A 22,833-nucleotide genomic window follows, 5' to 3' on the forward strand; every position below is an offset into this window, starting at 1 on the left:
AAGATAAAAACAGGTCATGCTATTCTACGCATTCAACAGGTTTATAAGCAGGTCTCTGACTCCATGCGAATGCAACGGCTGAAAAAAACACTCCCTTTGCTGATGGTCGCGCTGCTGTCGGCATGCGCCAATTTCAAGCACCCGGGCGCGGCGAAGTCGGTCGATGCCGGCAAACCGGCCGGCGATGAGGCCGCGATCACGCAGAAAGAAGACGAAACCCTACTGCCCAAGGCGGAGCTGACGCCGGAAATCCTCTATGGCGTGGTGGCCGGCGAAATCGCCGCCCAGCGCGGCTCGGTGGGCGCCTCCGCCGTGACCTATCTGGAACTGGCGCGTCAGACGCGGGATCCGCGGCTGGCGCAGCGCGCGGCCGAATTCTCCATGTTCGCCGGCCTGCTGAAGGAAACCTCGGAAGCCCTGACCCTGTGGATGGAGCTGGCGCCGGACTCGGTGCCGGCGAGAGAACAGCTGTTCATCACCCTGCTGCGCGCCGGCAAGCTGGCGGAAAGCAAGCCGCTGATCGAGGCGCTGCTGCAAAAAGAGCCGGAGCGGGCGCCGGCCATCTTCGTTCAACTGGCGCGGCTGACCTCGCGCCAGAGCGACAAACAAGCCGCTTACGAGCTGGTGAAGCAATTCGCCGTCCGCTATCCGGACCTGGCCGAGGCGCGTTTCGCGCTCCTGGCCGTGGCCGCCGAGGCCGGCGATCAGGCCACGATGAACCGCGAATTCGACAGGCTGGCGCAGATCGCGCCGGCCTGGGACTTGCCGGTGGCCTGGCAGGTGGACCGGCTTCGCCGCGAGCAGCCGGAGCAGGCTATCGATTTTCTGCAGCGTGAACTGGCGCGGCGGCCGAACGCCGGCCTGGAACTGAAGCTGGCCAAGCCGCGGCTGCTGGTGGGCGCCAAGCGCTTCGCCGAGGCGCGCCTGGCTTTCGACCAGCTGCTGCCGAGCAATCCCAATAATCCCGATTTGCTCTATGCGTCCGGTCTGATGGCTTATCAGATGCGCGACCTGCCGGCGGCGGAGCGGCATCTGCGCCAGGCGCTGGCGGCCGGCCATCCGGAGGCCAATTTCATTCGCTACACCCTGGGCCAGATCGCCGAGGAGCGTCAGGACGCCGCCGGGGCCAGGGGCTGGTACGAAATGGTGGGCGCCGGGCCGCAATTCCTGCCGGCGCAAGGCCGGCTGGCGATCATGGACGCCGGCGACGGCAAGCTGGATCTGGCCCTGGCGCGTCTGGCGCCTTTGGGCGGCAACGACCAGGAGAAGATCACCCTGGCTTTGCTGCAGTCCCAGTTGGCGCGAGAGGGCAAGCAGCCCGGCAAGGCCCATGACTTGTTGAGCAAGGCGCTGCTGCGCATGCCCAAGGCGCCGGAGTTGTTGTACGAGCGGGCGCTGGTGTCGGACAGCCTAGGCAATGTCGGCAACGCCGAACGCGATCTCAAGCAAGTGCTGAAGGAAAAGCCCGGCGACGCTCAGGCGCTTAACGCGCTGGGCTACACCCTGACCAATCGCACCAGCCGCCATCAGGAAGCGCTCGGCTATATCGAAAAGGCGCTGAAGAGCGAGCCGGACAATCCCACCATTCTGGACAGCCTGGGCTGGGCGCAATACAAGCTGGGCCGCCTGGACGCCGCCTTGAAAACGCTGCAGAAGGCCTATGCGCTGTTGCCGGACGCGGAATTGGCCGCGCATCTGGGCGAGGTGTTGTGGAAGCTGGGCAAGAAGGACGAGGCGTTGGCGGTGTGGAACAAGGCGCTGGAGGCGAGTCCGGAACATGATGTGCTGCGCGAAACCATGCGCCGTCTGGGGGCCCATTGATGAAGTGGAGCGGTCTGATCCTGGCCCTGTCTCTTGCGCTCACCGGCTGCGCGACGCGCGAGGCGGTGTTCATGCCCGCCGCGACGCAGTCCGCGGACCAGCCCTTCGCGGTCAGCGGACGTTTGTCGGTGAATCTGGACGGCAAGGGGCATGTCGCCAACTTCGATTGGCGGCACCAGCCTGAGCGCGATCAGTTGGCGATCAACTCGCCGCTGGGCAATACCGTGGCCGAAGTGATCCGTGACGCCGGCGGCGTCACCCTGCTGGCGGACGGCAAGGCCTGGCAGGCTGCGGATGTGGAAAGCCTGACCGAGAAAACCCTGGGCTGGCCGCTGCCGCTGTCCGGCCTGGCCTGGTGGATCCGCGGCATGCCCGTGCCGGGCGAGGCGAGCGAAGTCCGTCCCGACGGCGAATTGCTGCAGCAGGGTTGGCGCATCCGCTTCGTGCGCGAGGCCGAGTCCGGCGAGCGCTATCCCAAGCGCGTGGATCTGGCCCGAGACGGTTTGACGGTCAGAGTGGTGACCCGCGACTGGCGCTGACGCGCGTCGCGTCCTCCGTATTATTTCTAATGATTGCCATGGTGTTCTGTTGATGAGTTCCCCCGTATTCCAAGACTTTCCGGCCCCGGCCAAGCTCAATCTCTTATTGCACGTCGTCGGCAAGCGCCCGGACGGCTATCATTTGCTGGAGACGGTGTTCCGCTTCGTCGATTTCAGCGACACCGTGTCGCTGGCCTTGCGCGACGACGGCCGCATCGTGCTGGAGACGCCGATCGCCGGCGTGGACCCGGAGCAGGACTTGACGGTGCGCGCGGCGCGTCTATTGCAGGCCCATGCCCAGTGCGGGCTGGGCGTGGCCATTCGTCTGGACAAAAAGATACCGATGGGCGGCGGTTTGGGCGGCGGAAGCTCCGACGCCGCCACCGTTTTGCTGGCCTTGAACCGCATGTGGGGACTGAATCTGCCGCGGGCGACTTTGCAGGAACTGGGCTTGAAGCTGGGCGCGGACGTTCCGGTGTTTATTTTTGGGCGCAGCGCGCTGGCCACCGGCGTTGGCGAAAAACTGAATGAAATCAAATTGAAGCCGGCATGGTATGTGGTAATTCACCCTCAGGTGCAGGTGCCCACCGGCAAAGTATTTCAAAATTTTTCGCAAGAGGTGTTGACAGAGGTAGGGGTCGTCGGCATAATGCGAATCCTCGAAACAACGCAGCAGCGACGAAACGATCTGCAAAACGTTGTTTCGAATATGTACCCAGCGGTGAATGAAGTGCTGACCGAATTAAGAAAATATGGTTCGCCGCTGATGACTGGTTCCGGTTCCTGCGTGTTTCTGGAGTGCCAGTCTAAAGACGAAGCCGATAAAGTTTATCAGGCGGTGTCGATAAAATATAAGGGGTTTTTAGCAAAAGGACTCGATGTCCATCCCTTAATCGACAACGCTGAATAAAGGTTACTGGGGAGTCGCCAAGTGGTAAGGCACCGGATTTTGATTCCGGCATTCGTAGGTTCGATCCCTACCTCCCCAGCCAAGACTTTCTCTCAATAAGAGAGAGCATGAAAAAAGCGTGTAAGAATCCCTTACACGCTTTTTCTTTATCTAGCTAAGGCACACGAATCATGGCGGCATACGACAGTTTGATGGTATTCACCGGGACCGCGAACCCGGAACTGGCCCAAAACGTAGTCAAACATCTGGATATCTCGTTGGGACGCGCCGACGTCGGCAAGTTCAGCGACGGCGAAGTGGCGGTGGAGCTGCTGGAAAACGTACGCGGACGCGACGTGTTCATTCTGCAGTCGACCTGTGCGCCGACCAATGACAATCTGATGGAAATCCTGACTATGGCCGACGCGCTCAAACGCGCTTCGGCCGGTCGTATTACCGCGGCGATTCCATACTTCGGCTATGCGCGCCAGGACCGCCGTCCGCGTTCCGCCCGCGTGCCGATCTCCGCCAAGCTGGTGGCCAATATGCTGACCAGCGCCGGCATCGACCGGGTGCTTACCGTCGATCTGCACGCCGACCAGATTCAGGGCTTCTTCGACATCCCGGTGGACAACGTCTACGCGACGCCGGTGCTGCTGAAGGATATCCGCTCGCAGCGCATCGAAGATCTGATCGTGGTCAGCCCCGACGTGGGCGGCGTGGTGCGCGCCCGCGCGATGGCCAAGGCCTTGAACACCGATCTGGCCATTATCGACAAGCGTCGTCCCAAGGCCAATGTGGCCGAGGTGATGAACATCATCGGCGACGTGTCCGGCCGTACCTGCCTGATCGTCGACGATATGATCGACACCGCCAACACCCTGTGCAAGGCGGCCAGCGCTCTGAAAGAGCGCGGCGCCCAGCGCGTGCTGGCCTATGCGACTCACCCGATCTTCTCCGGTCAGGCGATCGATCGCATCAAGAATTCCGACATCGATATGGTGGTGGTGACCGACACCATCCCGTTGACCGCCGAGGCCAAAGCCTGCCCGAACATCCGGGTGGCCTCCATCGCCGGCCTGCTGGCCGAGACGCTGCGCCGGATCAACAACGAAGAATCGGTGTCCTACCTCTTCAATGAGGAACTGGTTGCGGCGGGCGCCTGCCTGCCGTGAACATCGGGCCCGCTGGTCGCGGCGGGCCGGGTGCTTTTAATCTGAAACTGGAGTTTTGCCATGTCTTTTGAATATACCGCCAGCAAGCGTGAAGAGTCGGGTACGAGTGCGAGCCGCCGCCTGCGTCACGCGGGCCAGGTTCCGGCCGTTGTTTACGGCGCTTCCAAAGAAGCCGTATCCATCGTTCTGGACCACAACACCATGTACTACGCGCTGAAGAACGAAGCGTTCCACACTTCCGTTCTGGATCTGGTGATCGACGGCCAGAAAGAACAAGTTAAAGTGGCTGCGTTCCAAATGCACCCGTACAAACAGCAAGTAATGCACATCGACTTCGCTCGCGTGTAATCTAGCTGCCGTGCCGTCTGACGGTAACGGTTGAAAAGCTCGTTGCTAGCCGTCGGCCCGCAACGAGCTTTTTCATTTGGAACAGAGAATATGTCCGGCATTCGCCTGATAGTCGGCCTGGGCAACCCCGGCGCCGAATACGATAGAACGCGCCATAACGCCGGTTTCTGGCTGGTGGACGAGTTGTGCTGGCGCTATAAGGGCAACTGGCGCACGGAAGGCAAGTTTCAAGGCGACGTCGCCCGCGTGGACATCGAGGGACAGGACGTCTGGCTGCTCAAGCCGATGACCTATATGAATCTGTCCGGACAGGCGGTGTTGGCGCTGGCCCATTTTTACAAGATTCTGCCGGACCAGATCCTCGTGGTGCACGATGAGCTGGACCTGCCGCCCGGCGCGGCCCGCTTCAAGCAGGGCGGCGGCCACGGCGGCCACAATGGTTTGAAGGACATCGCCGCGCGGCTGAGCTCGCCGGCCTTCTGGCGTTTGCGCCTGGGGATCGGCCATCCGGGAGACCGCAACGAAGTCGCCAATTTCGTGCTGAAGAAGCCACGCGCCGAGGAACAGCAGGCGCTGGACGAGGCGATCGAGCAGGCGCTGCGGCAATTGCCGGCGGCCATCGGCGGCAAGATGGCGGCGGCGATGAAGGAATTGCACACCGCGGCCAAATGAGCCGCTGGGCAAATCGCCGGCTTGCCGCTATGCTGCGGCAGAACAAGATTTTTCAAGAATTCGAAGGAATGCGGACATGAGTCTGAAATGCGGTATCGTCGGCCTGCCCAATGTGGGCAAGTCCACCCTGTTCAATGCGCTGACCAAGGCCGGCATCGAAGCCGCCAACTATCCCTTCTGCACCATCGAGCCCAATGTCGGCATCGTGGAAGTGCCGGATCAGCGCCTGGCCGAACTGGCCAAGATCATCAATCCGCAACGCATCCAGCCGGCCATCGTCGAATTCGTCGACATCGCCGGCCTGGTGGCGGGCGCCTCCAAGGGCGAGGGCCTGGGCAACCAGTTCCTGGCCAATATCCGGGAGACCGATGCCATCGTTAACGTGGTGCGTTGCTTCGAAGACGAGAACATCGTTCACGTCGCCGGCAAGGTGGATCCGATCGCCGACATCGAAACCATCGGCACCGAGCTGGCGCTGGCCGACCTGTCCGCGGTGGAAAAGGCGATGACGCGCGAAGGCAAGAAGGCCAAGTCCGGCGACAAGGACGCGCGCGCGCTGATCGCGGTGCTGGAGAAGCTGGTGCCGCATCTGGATCAGGGCCTGCCGGCGCGCTCGCTGGACTTGAGCCCGGAAGAAATGGTCTTGGTCAAGCCGCTGTGTCTGCTGACGATCAAGCCGGCGATGTATGTGGCCAACGTGGCTGAAGACGGCTTCAGCAACAACCCCTTGCTGGAGCGGGTACAGCAACTGGCCGACAAGGAAGGCGCGCCGGTGGTGGCCTTGTGCGCGGCGATCGAGTCCGAAATCGCTGAGCTGGACGACGCCGACAAGGCCGAATTCCTGGAGACGCTGGGTCTGGAAGAGCCTGGCCTGGATCGTCTGATCCGAGCGGGTTACAAGCTGCTGGGTCTGCAGACCTACTTCACCGCCGGCGTTAAGGAAGTGCGAGCCTGGACGATTCATATCGGCGACACCGCGCCGCAGGCGGCCGGCGTGATCCACACCGATTTCGAACGCGGCTTCATCCGCGCGCAGACCATCGCCTATACTGACTTCATCGCGCTGGGCGGCGAGGCCAAGGCCAAGGAGGCCGGCAAGATGCGGGCCGAGGGCAAGGACTACGTGGTCCAGGACGGCGATGTGATGAACTTCTTATTTAATGTGTGATCTTATCGAATCGAATATAAAGGCATGCAGCTCTGGCTCATGCCTTTTTTTTGGACGTAAACTGTCATGCGGCAATATGATGCCGGCGGGATGTCGATAAAAGGGAATACGTTTTGGAACGCCAAGCTGAAAGTGTTGAAGAGATTGGTTTGATTGATGTCGTGCGTTTTTGTAAAGAACAATGGCGTTTGATGGTTTTCCTCCCCATCATCGCCGCGCTGGCTGCGGTGGCCTTGGCGTTGAACCTGCAAGACAGGTATGCGGCGACATCCCTGCTCCTCGTGCCTGCCCCGTTGGGTCCTCAGGGCGGCGCCAGCGTGTTGAAGGATAATGCGATGCTGGGCGAGGCGGCGGCCCATTTTGAGCTGGCCAAGCATTACGGTGTGGCCGGAGCGGACAAGACCAAGCTCAGTTTGTTGGACAATCTCAGAGTTTCCGCGGGCAAAGACGGTTTGCTTGAAGTCTCGGTCCAAGATGTGGATGCGGAGTTCGCCGCCCGGCTTGCCAATTACCTGGTGGAGCAGACCCGGCAGCGGATTCTGGGCTTGCACGTGACGGAGCAGAGCAGGAAATACCTGGTGCTGCAGGAGCGGATCAAGGTGGTGCAAGGCCAGGTGTCAGGGGCGAAGCGCGAGCAGAAGCAGCTGGGCGCGGTAGCCGAGACCTTCCTGAACAGCGAATCGGCGCGTGTGATCGAGAGTTTCGCGCGCTTGGAAGCGCAAATGAACGCTCAGCAAATGGAAGGGAATAGCCCGGTACAGTCGTCTTTATTGCAACTGCGCGCGGAATTGGAGCGCAGCAATCCGCAGGTCAAGTCCATCTCTCCGAGGCAGTTGGCTACGATGCGTGATTTGTTCTTCTATCAGGCCACGTTGGAGGAGCTGCAGAAGCAGGCTTCGGTGGCCAGAGCGTTGATGTCGCAGGATGTGCAGGTGGTGTTGCCGGCAAGCCCCCCTTTGGAAAAGGCGGGACCGAAACGGACTATGATCGTGTTGCTGGCCGGTCTGGGGGGCTTTGTCTTGGCGGTATTGATTGGCTTGGGGCGTAAGTTGGGGGCAACGCTGCGCCAGCGCTTGCAAGCAGAGTAAGATGAATTGACATCATGGCCGCTTTTCGCGGCCATTGTTCTATCTAGAACTTGGCAGCGCCAACGGCTAGTGATATTCTCGTTTTTGACTATTTTGTTTTTCAAAATTACCAAAGGTTATATTGATATGCGCAAGCTGATGACGCTTCTCGTAATGGCGGGCCTGGCTGGACAGGTGTTCGCGGCGGACTTGCTGGATACGGTCAAGCAGCGCGGCAGCCTGAAAATCGCGTTGGAAGGCACTTACCCGCCGTTCAACTTCAAGGACGCCAAACAGCAGCTGACGGGTTTCGATGTCGAGATCGCCACTGAAATCGCCAAGCGTCTGAAAGTGAAGCCGGAATTCACCACGGCGGAGTGGAGCGGCCTGCTGGCGGGCTTGCAGGCCGGCAAGTTCGACATCGTGGTCAATCAGGTGGGCGTGACCGACAAACGCAAGGACGTGTTCGACTTTTCCCAGCCTTATACTTATTCCAGCGCGCAGCTGATCGTGCGCAAGAACGAGAGCCGCGTTTTCAAGAGCCTGGCGGACCTGAAAGGCAAGAAGCTGGGCGTGGGCCAGGGCAGCAATTACGCCGATATGGCCAAGGCCGTGGCCGGCATCGAGGTGAAAACCTATCCCGGCGCGCCCGAATACCTGCAGGATCTGGCCAGCGGCCGCGTGGATGCGGCGCTGAACGACAGCTTGCTGATTCCCTTCGCCATCAAGCAGGCCAAGTTGCCCTTGAAGGCCGGCGCGCCGGTGGGCGAGGTGGCGACGATGGCTATCCCGTTCGCCAAGAACAATCCGCAGTTCAAGGCGGCGATAGACAAGGCGCTGGGCGATATGAAGGCCGACGGCAGCTTCAAGAAGATCTCGGTCAAATGGTTCGGCATCGACGTGTCGAAAGCGCCGGCGGCGGCCAAGAAATAAGCGGTAGTTGATTTCAGAGTGGATAGGGCAAGACGCCCCTGCTTGCGCGGGGGCGTCGGTTTTTTTTGGAAAAACGTGAATGACTGACTGGATCGTCCTGTTCGAATCGGCGCTGCCGGTGCTATTGCAAGGCGCGGGCTATACCTTGATGTTCGCGGTGGTCTCCATGATCCTGGGGCTGGCGCTGGGCTTCGTCGTGGCCTTGCTGCGAGTGGCGCAAGTGCCGGTCCTGGCGCAACTGGCCGCCTTCTATGTCAGCGCGATGCGCGGCACTCCGCTCTTGGTGCAGATTTTCGTCATCTATTACGGCTTGCCCGGCGCGGGCATCGAGTTGGGACCGGTGACGGCGGGCATTCTGGCCTTGACGCTGAATGTGGCCGCCTATTTGTCAGAAAGTCTGCGCGGCGGCATCGCCGGCGTGCACCGCGGCCAGTGGGACGCCGGCCTGTCCTTGGGCCTGAGCTGGTGGCAGACCATGCGCCACATCATCGCTCCGCAGGCTTTGCGTTTGTCGGTGCCCAGCCTGTCCAATTCGCTGATCAGCCTGATCAAGGATACTTCGCTGGTATCGGTGATCACCGTGACCGAATTGATGCTGGCGACCAAGGAAGTGATCGCCCAGACCTTTCAGCCCTTGCCGCTCTATCTGGCGGCGGCGGCGATCTACTGGGTGCTGAGCGCCAGCTTCGAGCGGGTGCAGGGTTATGTGGAGCGGCGGCTGGAATTGGCCCACAAGCGTTGACCGCCGTCTTCAAGCAAAAAGCCCCGCGTTGCGGGGCTTTGTCGCATCCGGCTCAGGCCGGGGCGTAGAGGTTTTCTATCATTGCGCGGCAGCGTTCGGCGATCACCTTGCGACGCAGCTTCAGCGTGGGCGCCAATTCGCCGGCGTCGACGCACCAGGGCTTGTCGATCAGGGTGAATTTCTTGATGTGTTCCCAGTTGCCGAAGTAGCGGTTGAAGCGCTTGATCTCGCGGTCAATCAACTCGACGATCTTGGGGTGGCTGCTCATCTCGCTGTCGGTGGTGTAGGCGATGCCGTGTTCGGCGCACCATTCCTTCAGTTTCTCGAAGAGCGGGACAATCAGCGCCGCCGCGTACTTCTGACCGTCGCCCACCACCATGATCTGGTCGATGAAGGCGGATTCCTTCAGCTTGTTCTCCAGCGCTTGCGGCGCAATGTATTTGCCGTTGCTGGTCTTGAACATTTCCTTCTTGCGGTCGGTGATGCGCAGATAGCCGTGTTCCAGCACGCCGATGTCGCCGGTGTGCAGCCAGCCGTTGTTCAGCGCTTCGGCGGTGAGTCCCGGCTCCTTGTAATAGCCGAGCATCACATTGTCGCCGCGCACCAGGATTTCGCCGTCGTCGGCCAGGCGCACTTCCACGCCGGGCAAGGGCAGGCCCACGCTGCCGATCCGAGTGTCCCGGGCGTTGAACGGGTTGGCGGAGATCACCGGCGCGGATTCGGTCATGCCGTAGCCCTCCGCCACCGACACGCCGCAGGCCCAGAACAGGCGCGCCAGCCGCGGTTGCAGCGCGGCGGAACCGACATTGATCCATTTGAGCTCGCCGCCCATCGCGGCGCGCCACTTGCGGTAAACGAGCTTGTCGGCCAGCGCGTGCTTGGCGGCTTCCAGCGGCGAGCGGCGGGCGTTGGGGTCGAAGCGCTCGGCGCGCTCCACGGCCCACAGATAAAGACGGCGTTTGAAGCCGCTGAGTTCGCGCGCCTTGCCCACCAGTTTGTCGTGCACTTTCTCCAGCACGCGCGGCACCGCGCTGAAGGTGTGCGGACGGATGTCGGCGAGCGCGGAAGACAGGCATTCCACGCTGGAGAAGTAAACGCCGGCGCTGCTGTACATATAGTAGAAGACCCCGGCGCGCTCGAAGATGTGCGACAGCGGCAAAAAGCTCAGCGCGCGGCATTCTCCGTGCGGCAGGCGGGTGAATTCCGCGGTGGCGACCACGGTGCTGAGCACGTTGCGGTGCGACAGCATCACGCCTTTGGAGCGTCCGGTGGTTCCGGAGGTGTAAATGATGGTGTAGACGTCGTCCGGCTGGATCGCGTCGCGGCGGCGTTCCAGCTCGGCCTGCCGCTCCGGTTTGGCCAGGGCCAGGATTTCGGTCCAGGACGGGCAGCCGTCGATCTGGCTCAGGCCGTAGATCGGGCAGCTCAATTTGCCCAGCGCCTCATGCAATTTGCGTTGCAATGCGGCATTGCCGACGAAAGCGAGCTTGACCTCGGCATGAGTCAGGATATAGCGTGCATCATCAAGGGTCATGGTGGGATAGAGCGGCACGCTGACGGCGCCGATTTGCTGCAGCGCCAGATCGGCCAGCACCCATTCTATGGAGTTGTCGGCGGCGAGGGCGACTTTGTCGCCGTTGGCGATGCCCAACTCCAGCAGACCCAGGCTGAAGCGGTTGACGCTGTCCGCGACTTCCTCGGTGGACAACCTGCGCCATTCCTTGCCGGTTTTGGCGGCGAGGCAGTCGGTGCGCGGGTGGCGTTCGAGTTGGCGGGGCAGGATGTCAAATACGCGTTCTAGCTTCATTCGTACAATTGTTTGAATGCGAAACGCTGCAAAATAGTCCTAAAGAGCGTGGATGTAAAGCCAAAGCTGCTAAAAATTTAGTCAAGATCAAGGGAGTAGTCGCCGTTTTAACGGCGGTTTCCTTGAAGTTTTCGAAAAATGATGAAAGAGTCATGGCTGCGGCGCGCTAGAAGCTTGATTGCGGTCGGTTTGTCCGACAAAGCGGACAAGTGAATGATTTTTTGAGGAAAAGTCGTGAAATTTGCAACCAGATCCATTCATGCCGGCTATGACAACGCAGAGCATGGCAAGGCGGTGATGCCGCCGGTGTACCAGACTTCGGTGTTCGAATACGGCCATGTCGGCGAATCCATGCCCTTTGTGTACGCCCGCACCGGCAATCCCACGCGGGCGGCGCTGGAGGCCTGTCTGGCCAGCCTGGAGAACGCCCGCCACGGCCTGGCCTTCGCCAGCGGCATGGCGGCCATCGACGCGGTGCTGCGCGCCTGCCTGAAGCCGGACGACGAGGTGATCGCGGTGGCGGACCTTTATGGCGGCGCTTACCGGCTGCTGAGCAAGGTGATGGAGCCGGCGGGCGTCAAGGTCACTTTCGCGGATTTGAGCGATAGCCGGAACCTGACGGCGCTGATCAGCGCGCGGACCAAGCTGCTGTGGCTGGAGTCGCCCACCAACCCCTTGCTGGGCATGGTGGACATCGCGGAACTGGCCCGGATCGCGCACGCGCACGGCGCCCGAGTGGCGGTGGACAGCACTTTCGCCACGCCTTATCTGCAGAACCCGCTGGACTTGGGGGCCGACGTCGTCGTGCATTCCGCCACCAAGTATCTGGCCGGCCACTCCGACGTGTTGCTGGGCCTGGCGGCCGTCAACGACGAGGCGCTGCACCGCGAGATCAAATTCATTCAGAACGCGGCGGGAGCGGTGCCGGGGCCTCAGGATTGCTTCCTGACCCTGCGCGGCATCAAGACCCTGCATCTGCGCATGGATCGCCATTGCGACAACGCGGAGAGGGTGGCGGATTATCTGCGATCTCATCCCAAGGTGGAGCGGGTGTTCTTTCCGGGGCTGCCGGGGCATCCGGGCCATGAACTGGCCCGCCGGCAGATGCGTCGCTTCGGCGGCATCGTCAGCATCTGGCTGAAGGACGACAGCCGCGCGGCGGCCAGCCGCTTGGCCGAGCGGTTGAGGCTGTTCGCGCTGGCCGAATCGCTGGGCGGGGTCGAATCGCTGATCAACCACAGCTACACCATGTCGCACGGCGGCATGCCGCCGGAGCAGAAGGCTCAATTGGGCATCCGCGAAGGCGGGGTGAGGCTGTCGATAGGCATAGAGGATATCGACGATATCCTGGCCGATCTGGAGCAGGCTCTGGCGGACTGAGCTGACTGCGCTATTCTTTCAACCGACGCCCGCGCGGGCGTAATCGAGGAAATATATGGCTTCCGCTTTGTGCCGTCGCTGGCAGTTGCGCACCCCTTTGATTCAGGCGCCGATGGCGGGCGGCGCCACCTCTCCGGCCTTGGTGGCCGCGGTCAGCCAGGCCGGCGGCCTGGGGTTTCTGGCGGCGGCGCTGCTGCCGCCCGAACGCCTGCTCAGCGAAGCCGCCGCGGTGCGGCGCCTCACCGACAAGCCCTTCGGCATCAATCTATTCGTACAGGACGATCCCGCTCCCAGCGAGGAGGCCTTGCGGCAGGCGCTGGAATGGCTGGCGCCGCTGCACCGGGAGCTGGGGCTGCCGGCGCCGCAGATCCCTGATCGCTTCTGCGAGCCGTTCGCGCGCCAGTTCGAAGCGCTGCTGGAGGCCAAGCCGGCGGCGGCCAGCTTCACCTTCGGCATTCTCAATCGCCATCAGCTCAAGCTCTTGAAACAGGCCAAGATAGATGTGATCGGCACCGCCACCAATATGGCGGAAGGGCTGGCCTGGGCCGAACTGGGCGCGGACGCGATCTGCGCCCAAGGCAGGGAAGCCGGCGGCCATCGCGGCACCTTCATCGGACGGCCCCAGGACAGCCTGCGGCCCACTTTGTCGCTGGTCTATGAATTGGCGCAGAACCAGCCGCTGCCGGTGATCGCCGCAGGCGGCATCATGCATGGACGCGACATCGCCGCAGCGATGCGCCACGGCGCCCAAGCCTGCCAGTTGGGCACCGCGTTTTTGCGTTGCCCGGAGTCCGGCATTTCCGCCTTGTGGAAAAGCGAGCTGGCCAAGGCCGCGCCCGGCGGCACCCGTTTGACTCGCGCGTTTTCCGGCCGTTACGCGCGCGGCCTGAACAACCGTTATATGCAGTTGATGGCCGACAAGGAAGACCTGGTGCCGGCGTATCCGGTGATGAACGCCTTGACCGGGCCCTTGCGCGCCGCGGCGGCCAAGGCCGGGCTGAGCGATTTTCTGTCCTTGTGGGCCGGGGAAAACGTGGCGGCCGGCCGCGAACTGGCGGCGGGGCAACTGGTCGCCACGCTGCACGAGGAATGGCTGGCCGCCTATCGTTGAGCGCCGCCGCGGCGCAGGCTTGAAGCCGGCGTCGATCTGGAGCACAATACTTGAGTAATTTACTTGGGTATTGGCGAGCAATGGATACAGCGATCGAAGAAAAGTACACGGTTCAACCCATCTTGTGGCTGCGGCGCTGGGCGGACAATCTGCTCAGCTTCCGCTTGCGGCGGCCGGACGCCTATCGTTTTGAGCCTGGGCAGTTCGCGAGGCTGGGCCTGCCGTTGGGCGAACACGGCGGTCAGGTGTGGCGGGCGTATTCGATGTGTTCGGCAGTGACCGACGAGTATCTGGAGTTCTATTCCATCGTGGTGCCGGACGGCCAGTTCAGTTCGCGTCTGGCGCAGCTGCAGGTGGGCGCGGAAGTGATGCTGGACAAGAAGGCGATGGGCTTCTTCCTGGCGGACCGCTTGCCGGCGGGCAAGGATTTGTGGTTGTTGGCTACCGGCACCGGCTTGGCGCCGTATTTGTCGATTCTGCAAGACCCCGCTCAGTGGCAACGCTTTGATCGCATCGTGCTGGCGCACTGCGTGCGGCACGCCGCTGAGCTCAGTTATCAGGATTTCATCGCCGAGCTGAGCGAACACCCCTTGTGGGACGAGCACGGCCACAAGTTGCAATACTTGCCCATCGTCACGCGCGACGCGCCGGAGGGCGTGTTGAACGAGCGCATCCCGGCCTTGCTGGCCAATGGCGGTTTGGAGCGGGCGGCGGGGCTGGCGATGTCGCCGGAAAACTCGCGCTTCATGATTTGCGGCAACCCGGCCATGGTGGAGGATACCCACCGGCAATTGATGAAGATGGGCTACCGGATGAGCCGGCAGAGCGCGCCGGGTCATCTGGTGTTGGAAAACGGTTGGTAGCCGACGCGCCCAGGGCGGCCTATAAAACCTTGCTCATGAACAGGCTGAGCGGGTCGGGCTGGTAGGCGCCGAAGGGCGGGCAGGGCTTGAAACCGGCGCGCTGGTATAGGCCGATCGCCTCAGGCTGGGACACGCCGGTCTCCAGTTTCAGCGCGGACAGGCCGGCGGAGCGCGCTTCCCACTCCAGGCGCGCCAGCAGCGCCTGGGCCACGCCCTTGCCGCGTTGGGACGGCGCCACGAACATGCGTTTGATCTCGCCGTAATCCTCATGCGGCACCAGCGCGGCGCAGCCGACCGCCGCGAGCTTCTCGTCGCGCGCGACGATGAAATGCGCCCGTGGCGGTTCCAGCGCCGCCGGGTCCATCAGATGATTGCTTTCCGCCGGATAGAGCGCGGCCTGGTATGCGTCCAGCTGGCTTATCAAGGCCAGCACATCGGCTTGTCGCGGCGACTCCAGCTGCAGACGCATGGCGTTTACCTGTTGGAGTTGGCGAGCAGGGCGCCGAACAGCAGGAAGGTCGCGCCGCCGGCCTTGTTCACCCATTTGCCGCCGCGGTCGCTGGCCAGCCAACGGCGCGCGCGTTGCGCGGTGAGCGCGTACACGGTGTGGATCAGGATGATCAGGCCGCTGAAGGTGCCGACCAACAGCAGGAATTGCGGCGCGTAGGCCCCCTGAGTGTCGATGAACTGCGGAAAGATGGACAGAAAGAAGAAGATGGACTTGGGGTTGGTCAGCTGCACCGCCATGCCTTCTCCAAAGCGCCGGGCAAAGCCGCGCGGCTGGCTTGGGATCTCATCGAAGCGAAAAGCCGGCGCGCGCAGCAGTTTGATGCCCAGATAAAACAGGTAAGCGGCGCCTATCCATTTCATCACAGTGAAGGCCAGCGCCGACGCGGCCAGCAACAGGCCGAGGCTGGTGGCCGACACGCCGGCGACGATGAAGGAACCGCAGGCGGTGCCGAGAATGCCGCCAAGGGTGCCGCGCAGGCCGAAGCGCAGCGAGTTGGTCAGGGTCATCAAAATGCCGGGGCCGGGGCTGAGCACGGTGGCAGCGGCCATCAGCAGATAAAGCGAATAGTGTTGCATGAGGATTGTTCGCGTAGGGGGCGGGCCCTTAGTCTACGCAGGCTTGGCCATCGATGACAATGTTGTTGCGTGCGGCGCATGGGCCGCGCTGTTTTGGAGAACGAGCGATGACGATACGCGTGGTGCAATTGGGCAGTCCGCGTCACCCGCAGGAGGGCACGCGCATCGGCACGGTGCGGCGGCCGCCGCGCGGCGTGTCAAAGGAGGCCTTCGCCAGCGGCGATTGGTACGATGTGTGGTTTCCCAACCTGGCGCCCAGCGCGGAATTGGTGAAACAGGCGCAGGCGGCGCAGAGCGCAGCCGAATGGCAGGCGTTCGAGCGGGCCTATCGCGCGGAGATGAAGGCGCCGGAGCAAAGCCGCGAGCTGGACTTGCTGGCGGCGTTGTCGCACGGCAGCCACTTTTCCATAGGCTGTTACTGCCAGGACGAGGCGCGCTGTCACCGCTCGGTGTTGCGGGCCTTGTTGCGGGAGCGCGGCGCGGCGCTGGTGGAGTGAGGCTTTGATTCCGTCGGGCCGGCTTGTATCATATCGCTTTGTATTCGTCCGGAATGTCCGCCATGCCTGATTTGTCCACGCTTTTACTGTTCAGTCTCGCCTGCGTCGCGCTGGCGGCGACGCCGGGGCCGGATATGTTGCTGATCGCCAGCCGCAGCGCCAGCCAGGGACGCAAGGCCGGCTTCGCCACCCTGGCGGGCATTCAACTGGGCACGTATTGCCACGCGCTGGCGGCGGCCTTCGGTTTGGCGCAGTTGTTCGTGCACGCGCCGCTGGCCTACGACGCGGTCCGCATCGCCGGCGCCGCCTATCTGTTCTATCTGGCCTGGACGACGCTGCGCAGCCGCAGCGTGTTGAGCGTGCCGGGCGCCGCGGGCGCGCAGTCTATGCCGCGCATCGTGGCCCAGGGCCTGCTTACTAATCTGCTCAATCCCAAGATGGCGCTCTTCGTGCTGGCTTTGTTTCCCCAGTTCGTGCATCCGTCAGCGGGGCCGGTCTCGCTGCAGATCATGGTGTTGGCGACCTTGTTGAACGCGATCGGCCTGCTGATCAATGGGGCGATCATCCTGGCGGCCAGCCGTTTCGGACGCGCGCTTGGCGACAGGCTGGGGAGCAGCCGGCTGCCGCAATGGCTGCTGGCTTCGGTGTTCGGCGGGCTGGCTTTGCGGCTGGCGCTGGCGAGCAAGAACTGAGAGCCTGTTCAAAAGCTTGAGGGCAGGGGCGAGGCGAAGAGAACACAAGCGAAATGTGCGAGCGCTCATGAGCATTGTGAGCTTGTTTTTAACGGCCTGCTCCATCCGTCTCGCCGAAGCGCAGCAGATTTTTGAACGGGTTTGACGCGCGCCGCCTCAGGCGCCGCGCTTGGCCCAGGGCAGTATCAGTTGGGCGATGACGCCGCCGTTGGCGGCGTTTTGCACGTGCAGCTTGCCGCCTTGGGCCCGCGCCAAGGTCTCGCAGAGCGGCAGCCCCAGGCCCATGCCGCGCGAGCGGGTGGTGAAGAAGGGCAGGAAGATCTTGGGTAGGATGGCTTCGGGAATGCCCTGGCCGTTGTCTATGACCTTGAAACGGTAGTTGTGGCCGTCGCTTTCGCCGCTGATCACAATGCGGCCGCCTTGTTCCTGCAGCGCGTCGCAGGCGTTCTGCACCAGGTTGTGCAGAATCTGTTCCAGCGCGGTGCGTTCCGCGCGCGGCCATTCGTCCGGGCTTAAATTATTCCATTCCAGGGTGATGTTCTGGTTCGCCAATTCCGCCTGGCGCAGAAACAGCAATGAGTTCACCAGCGCGTCGGGATCCAGCGGCGTGGTGTCCGTCGCTTTGGGATGGGCCAGCAGGCGGCTGAGCCGGCTGATCAGGGCTGCGGCGCGGCGCGCTTGCGCGCCGGTGGCGAGCAGGATGTCGCGCGCGGCTTCGCGTTGCGAGGGCTCGTCCAGCGTCCGTTCCAGCTGGCGGGTATTGGCGATGATGGCGGTCAGCGGCGGATTCAATTCCTGCGCCAGCCCGGCCATCATTTCATTCAGGGTATTGAGCCGGGCTTGAGCGGCCAGACGGTCCTGCTGTTGCTGGCGCTGTTGAGAAGCGCGTTGCCTATGCCTGGCGTACAGGGCGACGGCGACGGCGGCGAGCAGCGCGTTCCACAGCAGGATTTCCATCCAGGGCAAGCTGTCCCAACTCAAGGCGGTGCGGCTGGACAGGCGGAAGGGTTGGCTGGCGCTGGGCAGCTTGCGGTCCAGGCTCAGATCCCAATCATTGGCAGACGCGCCGGCCTTGCGTTGCAGCAGTTCGATGCGGTGGCCGCGCAATTGCAGCGAGATGTTTTCCAGCGGCTCGGGCAGTTCGGCCTGGACCAGCATGCGCAACGGGTCGATCAACAGCGCCCAGCCGTCCGGGCTTTGCAGCCAGTAGCGTTGTTGCGCGTCGAAGCCGAGCAGGGTCTGGCCTTGTTGCTGGGCTTGCCACAGCAAGGCCAGCGGCGGACGCAGGCCGCTGGGATCGCCATGCCATTGCTGCTGTCGCCAAAAACCGATGGCGCTCAGCTGAGGCATGGCGGTTTGCAGGCGCTTGAGCATGTCGGCGGGCAAACGGCTTTGTTCCGAAGCGGCCAGGGTGGCCAGCACCGCATCGTGTTGCGAAGCTTTCTGGCTCAGCAGGCGCAGGGTAATGAAGGATTCCTGGCGGAAGCGCTGTTCCAATGCGCCAAACTGGCGCCAGCCCAGCCATAGGCAACCCGCCAGGCTGAGCAAGAGCCAGGCGGTGAGGGCGTAGCGGCGGTCCAATGACATCATGGCGGCGATTATCGCACGCCGCCGCGAGCGCGCCAGCCTGGTGTGTTAAGGATTATTGTGTAGAAATTGTGCGGCGGCGTGCCGGCGGAGCGCCGCCGCCCTTTCTCATTTCACGCAGTCGACGCAGTAGACCCTGCGTCCGTCCAGTTCCGTCGCCACCAGCCCGTGCACATCGGTTTCGAAGCCGGGCAGCTCGCGGTTGAAGTCTTGGGCGAAGCGCAGGTAGTCGACGATGGTCTTGTTGAAGCGCTCGCCGGGAATCAGCAGTGGGATGCCTGGCGGGTAGGGCGTCAACAGCACCGCGGTGACGCGGCCTTCCAGTTGCTCCACCGGCACGCGTTCGATCTCGCGGTGGGCCATCTTGGCGAAGGCGTCGGCCGGACGCATCGCCGGCTCCATTTCCGACAGATAGATCTCGGTGGTGATGCGGGCCACATCGTGTTTGCTGTAGAGCTGATGGATGCGCTGGCACAGATCGCGCAGGCCGACGCGCTCGTATTGCGGGTGCTGGGCGATGAATTCCGGCATCACCCGCCACATCGGCTGGTTTTTGTCGAAGTCGTCCTTGAATTGCTGCAGCAGGGAGATCAGCGTGTTCCAGCGGCCCTTGGTGATGCCGATGGTGAACATGATGAAGAAGCTGTACAGCCCGGTCTTTTCCACCACCACGCCGTGTTCGGTCATATACTTGGTGACGATGGCGGCGGGAATGCCCATCTCTTCGAAACTGCCGTCCACATCCAGGCCCGGAGTCAGCACCGTGGCCTTGATTGGGTCCAGCATATTGAAGCCGTCCTCAATGCCGACGAAGCCGTGCCAGCGCTCGTTCGGGCGCAGTTGCCACTCGGCCGGGTCGCAGATGCCGTCGTCGGACAGATCGTCCGGTCCCCAGACGCTGAACCACCAGTCGCGGCCGTATTCCTCGTCCACTTTGCGCATGGCGCGGCGGAAGTCCAGCGCCTCCACCAGCGATTCTTCCACCAGCGCCTGTCCGCCCGGCTGTTCCATCATCGCCGCCGCCACATCGCAGCTGGCGATGATGGAGTACTGCGGGCTGGTGGACGTGTGCATCAGATAGGCTTCGTTGAACCAAGCGGTGTCCAACTGGCGTTGCTCCGGGTCCTGCACCAGGATCTGCGAGGCCTGGCTGATGCCGGCCAGCAGTTTGTGGGTGGACTGGGTGGAGAAGATCAGGCTGTCCTTGCAGCGCGGGCGGCCTTCGCCGATGGCGTGGAAGTCGCCGTAGAAATCATGGAAGCCGGCGTGTGGCAGCCAGGCTTCGTCGAAGTGCAGGGTATCGACCTCGCCGTCCAGCAGATGCTTGATGTCCTCCACGTTGTAGATAATGCCGTCGTAGGTGGACTGGGTCAGGGTCAGGATGCGGGGCTTGGCTTGCGGGTTTTTGGCCAGCGCTTCGCGGGCGAAGGGGTTGGCCTGAATTTTCTTCTTGATATTGTCGAGCTGGAATTCGGACTTAGGAATCGGGCCGATGATGCCGTAGTGGTTGCGCGTCGGCATCAGGAACACCGGGATGGCGCCGGTCATCATGATGGCGTGCAGATTGGATTTGTGGCAGTTGCGGTCCACCAGCACGATGTCGCCGGCCGCCACGCAGCTGTGCCAGACGATTTTGTTGGAAGTGGAGGTGCCGTTGGTGACGAAGAACAGGTGGTCGGCGTTGAAGATGCGCGCGGCATTGCGTTCCGAAGCGGCGATGGGGCCGGTGTGGTCCAGCAGCTGGCCCAGTTCGTCCACCGCGTTGCAGACGTCGGCGCGCAGCATGTTTTCGCCAAAGAACTGGTGGAACATCTGGCCCACCGGGCTCTTCAGGAAGGCGACGCCGCCGGAATGGCCGGGGCAGTGCCAGGAGTAGGAACCGTCGTGGGCGTAATCCACCAGCGCGCGGAAAAACGGCGGCGCCAGGCTGTCCAGATAGCTCTTGGCCTCGCGGATGATGTGGCGGGCGACGAACTCCGGCGTGTCCTCGTGCATGTGAATGAAGCCGTGCAACTCGCGCAGGATGTCGTTGGGAATGTGGCGCGCGGTGCGGGTTTCGCCGTATAGATAGACCGGGATGTCCGGATTGCGGCGGCGGATTTCCGCGACGAAGCCGTAGAGCTTGCCCAGCGCTTCCTGCGCCGCGTCCTCGGTGTGGAATTCCTCGTCGTCTATCGACAAGATGAAGCCGGCGGCGCGGCTTTGCTGCTGGGCGAAGGAAGTCAGGTCGCCGTAGCTGGTGTAGCCGATCACGCTCATGCCTTCCGCCTCCATGGCGGCGGCGAGTTCGCGGATGCCGGAGCCGCTGGTGTTTTCCGAGCGGAAGTCCTCGTCGATGATCACGATGGGGAAATGAAAACGCATACCTGAGTCCTTGTTGCTGTTAACTCGGACACGCGCGGGGCGGGACGCGGATGGGCCGTCGGCTCGCCGTGGGCGAGGGCCGAAGCCGCGGGCACCTGTAACCCTTTGCGGTGTCACTCGGTGCGCGTTGGGGCGCAGTTCTGTACGCACGGGCAGACTGGGGTCCGCCGCCGCCATGGAGGCTGGCCTTGAGGCGCGAATAAAAACAGGGCGCTTTGCGCCGCGGTCCGTAGTCGGCTCGCGCTGTGCTGTCTGCGCGGGCGGCACGTCTGCCGGCCTGGAGAACATCCCAAGAAAGCGCGCATTTTAGACCTTTTGCTTGTCATGTTGTTGCGCAGCAAAATTTTTTCCGCGAAAAAAACGCCTGACGGCGGCCAGGCGCGATGCGGCGGCGATGTCTTGGGGACATCAGCCCAAGTCAACGGATTGTTTTTAATCGAATTTGTCCTGGGGCGAGCCATCTTGCTCGCCAGCCGGCGCGGCCGGCGGCGGCTGTTGTTTTTTGCCACGCCTGGCCCAGTACAAGCCCAGAGCCTTGGCGACGATGGCGCCGCCGCTGAGCAGCAGCAAAAAGAGCAAGGGCGCGGCCACCAGCCAGGGGAAGAAGGCGATCAGTCCGGCGAAGATCAGCAGCGCCATGCCTATGGTCAGGAAGGCGGACGCCTCGCTGGCGTCGACATTGCGGGTGCCACGCACCACCACGCCCAGCGCGTCGCCGATCCGCGCCGCTTGCCGCGCGGCGGCGCTGGCGCCGCTGAGGGCGGCGGTATGCGGCGGCAGCAGCAGGCCGTGATAGTCCTTGGGCCGCGGCTTGGTCAGCGTCGGGCGGCGGCGCTGGCCGGCCAGGATCACTTCGGTGGCGTGGTCCAGATCCTGAAGGAACCGCTCGGCCAGCTTTTCCGCCAAGGCCTGGTCCTCCACCGCCACGTCCAGTTCGCGGTTGGCCAGCCAGCTGGACAGATTGAGGTTGGTGGAGCCGATGCGCGCCCAGCGGCCGTCCGCCACCGCGGTTTTGGCGTGGATCATCGGGCCGTCCCATTCGAAGACGCGCACGCCGGCCTCCAGCAGCGGGCGGTACTGGGTACGCGACACCGTGGCGATCCAGCCGATGTCGCTGGAGCGCGGCACCAGCAAGCGGACGTCGACGCCGTCGCGCGCGGCCTGTTTCAGCGCGGTCAGATACATGCTGGTGCCCATGAAGTAGGCGTCGGTCAGCCACAGGGTGCGTCGGGCGAAGCAGGCGATCAGCAAGTCCAGCCGCATCATTTGCGCGGTGGCGGGCGTGGTGGCGATCAGGCGCGCCGCCACCGCGCCGCAGTTTTCCAATGGCGGCGGCGTCAGCCATTCCGCGGACAGCGGGCCGCCGCAGCTGGCCCAGCTGTCGGCGAAGGCCGCCAGCGCGTCGGCCGCCAGCGGTCCGCTGAATTTGACGCCGGTATCGCGCCAGGGCTCTTGGCCGCGCTCTGGACGGCCTTCCCAGCTGGAGCTGATGCACAGGCCGGACACGAAGACGGTCCGGCGGTCGATCACGATCAGCTTGCGATGATTGCGCCCCAGCATGCTGAGGCCGGCGGTCAGAGACGGCGGGTTGTAGGCGCGCAATTCCGCTCCCGCGGCCTGCAAGGGCTTGAAGAAACTGCCCAGATGCGTTTTCCAGCTGCCCAGCCAATCGTAAAGCAGGCAGACCTTCACTCCGGCGCGCGCGCGTTCAATCAGCAGATCCCGTATGCGCAGGCCAAACGCGTCCTTGGCGAAGATATACATCTCGATGAAGATCGATTCCCGGCTGTCGGCGATGGCCTGTTCCCAAGCCGGGAAGTTCTCCACGCTGTCGTAGAGCAGTTCCAGCTGATTGCCGCCCACCAGCGGGGCGCCGGCGGAGCGGGAAAACGCCTGCTCGGCCAGGTGTCGGATCAGCTCCTGATTGGCGGGGTGGGGGGACAGAATGGGCATTATATTTGGTTATTGTTTGACAATATACTGAATTTGGTTGAAATCGCCATTTTGGATGTCCTTGACAAGGCGGCTTGACAGTCGTTTTATTGAACGTTCGCGTCACAAAATCACAATTAATTCGCCGTGAAAATACGAT

Annotated in this window: 21 protein-coding genes and 1 tRNA gene; 16 read left to right on the top strand and 6 right to left on the bottom strand. The window is 62.8% G+C overall.

All coding sequences use genetic code 11. The annotated features are described in order from the left end of the window. Positions 1–63: 63 nt before the first annotated feature. The 11 genes from ACODRW_RS00475 to ACODRW_RS00525 all read left to right on the top strand — a co-directional run bounded on the left by ACODRW_RS00475 (position 64) and on the right by ACODRW_RS00525 (position 9,354). Positions 64–1,821 (top strand): tetratricopeptide repeat protein, encoded by a 1,758-nt coding sequence (locus ACODRW_RS00475; RefSeq protein ID WP_488904938.1) that lies wholly within the window; start codon positions 64–66, stop codon positions 1,819–1,821. Then, a complete protein-coding gene (gene lolB / locus ACODRW_RS00480; RefSeq protein ID WP_227105020.1) occupies positions 1,821–2,360 on the top strand; it encodes a lipoprotein insertase outer membrane protein LolB in 540 nt (179 codons plus the stop codon). The genes ACODRW_RS00475 and lolB overlap by 1 nt, the downstream gene beginning before the upstream one ends. A 52-nt stretch (positions 2,361–2,412) precedes the next feature. Next, positions 2,413–3,270, top strand: coding sequence for a 4-(cytidine 5'-diphospho)-2-C-methyl-D-erythritol kinase (gene ispE, locus ACODRW_RS00485; RefSeq protein ID WP_474454624.1), 858 nt, complete (start codon positions 2,413–2,415; stop codon positions 3,268–3,270). A gap of 7 nt (positions 3,271–3,277) precedes the next feature. Continuing rightward, positions 3,278–3,352 (top strand) — tRNA-Gln (locus ACODRW_RS00490). Between the two features lie 88 nt (positions 3,353–3,440). Continuing rightward, positions 3,441–4,424, top strand: a complete 984-nt coding sequence (locus ACODRW_RS00495) for a ribose-phosphate pyrophosphokinase (protein ID WP_043589892.1) — start codon at positions 3,441–3,443, stop codon at positions 4,422–4,424. Positions 4,425–4,484: 60 nt separating this feature from the next. Then, on the top strand, positions 4,485–4,772 hold the full coding sequence (gene rplY, locus ACODRW_RS00500) for a 50S ribosomal protein L25 (protein ID WP_043589895.1): 288 nt from the start codon (positions 4,485–4,487) through the stop codon (positions 4,770–4,772). A 90-nt stretch (positions 4,773–4,862) separates the two neighbouring features. Further along, entirely contained in the window at positions 4,863–5,444 is a 582-nt protein-coding gene (pth, locus tag ACODRW_RS00505) for an aminoacyl-tRNA hydrolase (RefSeq protein ID WP_107800629.1), read from the top strand. A gap of 76 nt (positions 5,445–5,520) precedes the next feature. Continuing rightward, positions 5,521–6,612, top strand: coding sequence for a redox-regulated ATPase YchF (gene ychF / locus ACODRW_RS00510; RefSeq protein ID WP_227105018.1), 1,092 nt, complete (start codon positions 5,521–5,523; stop codon positions 6,610–6,612). Positions 6,613–6,725: 113 nt separating this feature from the next. After that, a complete protein-coding gene (locus tag ACODRW_RS00515) occupies positions 6,726–7,700 on the top strand; it encodes a GumC domain-containing protein (RefSeq protein WP_235086387.1) in 975 nt (324 codons plus the stop codon). A 138-nt stretch (positions 7,701–7,838) separates the two neighbouring features. Beyond that, positions 7,839–8,612, top strand: a complete 774-nt coding sequence (locus ACODRW_RS00520; protein WP_231580992.1) for a transporter substrate-binding domain-containing protein — start codon at positions 7,839–7,841, stop codon at positions 8,610–8,612. A 79-nt stretch (positions 8,613–8,691) separates the two neighbouring features. Beyond that, complete coding sequence (locus ACODRW_RS00525) at positions 8,692–9,354, top strand: amino acid ABC transporter permease (RefSeq protein WP_118268338.1); 663 nt, start codon at positions 8,692–8,694, stop codon at positions 9,352–9,354. 52 nt (positions 9,355–9,406) lie between these two features. Here the strand turns inward: ACODRW_RS00525 and ACODRW_RS00530 are convergent, their stop codons facing one another. Continuing rightward, positions 9,407–11,161, bottom strand: coding sequence for an AMP-dependent synthetase/ligase (locus ACODRW_RS00530; protein ID WP_488904939.1), 1,755 nt, complete (start codon positions 11,159–11,161; stop codon positions 9,407–9,409). 234 nt (positions 11,162–11,395) lie between these two features. On the opposite strand from ACODRW_RS00530, the gene ACODRW_RS00535 reads away from it, so the two are divergent. The 3 genes from ACODRW_RS00535 to ACODRW_RS00545 all read left to right on the top strand — a co-directional run bounded on the left by ACODRW_RS00535 (position 11,396) and on the right by ACODRW_RS00545 (position 14,515). Further along, the gene (locus ACODRW_RS00535) at positions 11,396–12,541 is read left to right on the top strand and encodes a trans-sulfuration enzyme family protein (RefSeq protein ID WP_488904940.1); all 1,146 of its coding nucleotides are present in this window, start codon (positions 11,396–11,398) and stop codon (positions 12,539–12,541) included. A 55-nt stretch (positions 12,542–12,596) separates the two neighbouring features. Then, positions 12,597–13,652: an NAD(P)H-dependent flavin oxidoreductase gene (locus tag ACODRW_RS00540; protein ID WP_227105012.1), complete on the top strand. Its 1,056-nt coding sequence runs from the start codon at positions 12,597–12,599 to the stop codon at positions 13,650–13,652. 80 nt (positions 13,653–13,732) lie between these two features. Then, positions 13,733–14,515, top strand: coding sequence for a ferredoxin--NADP reductase (locus tag ACODRW_RS00545; protein WP_253313697.1), 783 nt, complete (start codon positions 13,733–13,735; stop codon positions 14,513–14,515). A 19-nt stretch (positions 14,516–14,534) separates the two neighbouring features. Here ACODRW_RS00545 and ACODRW_RS00550 read toward each other — a convergent pair whose 3' ends face one another. Together ACODRW_RS00550 and ACODRW_RS00555 are read right to left on the bottom strand one after the other, a co-directional pair. Further along, complete coding sequence (locus ACODRW_RS00550) at positions 14,535–14,984, bottom strand: GNAT family N-acetyltransferase (RefSeq protein WP_488904941.1); 450 nt, start codon at positions 14,982–14,984, stop codon at positions 14,535–14,537. 5 nt (positions 14,985–14,989) lie between these two features. After that, on the bottom strand, positions 14,990–15,601 hold the full coding sequence (locus ACODRW_RS00555; protein ID WP_488904942.1) for a LysE family translocator: 612 nt from the start codon (positions 15,599–15,601) through the stop codon (positions 14,990–14,992). A gap of 107 nt (positions 15,602–15,708) precedes the next feature. On the opposite strand from ACODRW_RS00555, the gene ACODRW_RS00560 reads away from it, so the two are divergent. Beyond that, on the top strand, positions 15,709–16,098 hold the full coding sequence (locus tag ACODRW_RS00560) for a DUF488 domain-containing protein (protein WP_488904943.1): 390 nt from the start codon (positions 15,709–15,711) through the stop codon (positions 16,096–16,098). A gap of 62 nt (positions 16,099–16,160) precedes the next feature. Next, entirely contained in the window at positions 16,161–16,790 is a 630-nt protein-coding gene (locus tag ACODRW_RS00565) for a LysE family translocator (RefSeq protein WP_107801967.1), read from the top strand. A gap of 156 nt (positions 16,791–16,946) precedes the next feature. On the opposite strand, the gene ACODRW_RS00570 is transcribed toward ACODRW_RS00565, so the two are convergent. From ACODRW_RS00570 to ACODRW_RS00580, 3 genes are all read right to left on the bottom strand, one after another. Beyond that, positions 16,947–18,380: a sensor histidine kinase gene (locus ACODRW_RS00570; RefSeq protein WP_488904944.1), complete on the bottom strand. Its 1,434-nt coding sequence runs from the start codon at positions 18,378–18,380 to the stop codon at positions 16,947–16,949. 105 nt (positions 18,381–18,485) lie between these two features. Further along, positions 18,486–20,741, bottom strand: coding sequence for an Orn/Lys/Arg family decarboxylase (locus ACODRW_RS00575; protein WP_488904945.1), 2,256 nt, complete (start codon positions 20,739–20,741; stop codon positions 18,486–18,488). A gap of 432 nt (positions 20,742–21,173) precedes the next feature. Then, entirely contained in the window at positions 21,174–22,694 is a 1,521-nt protein-coding gene (locus ACODRW_RS00580) for a phospholipase D-like domain-containing protein (RefSeq protein WP_488876870.1), read from the bottom strand. Positions 22,695–22,833: the final 139 nt, after the last annotated feature.

The organism is Chromobacterium sp. FG89 (assembly GCF_057808735.1).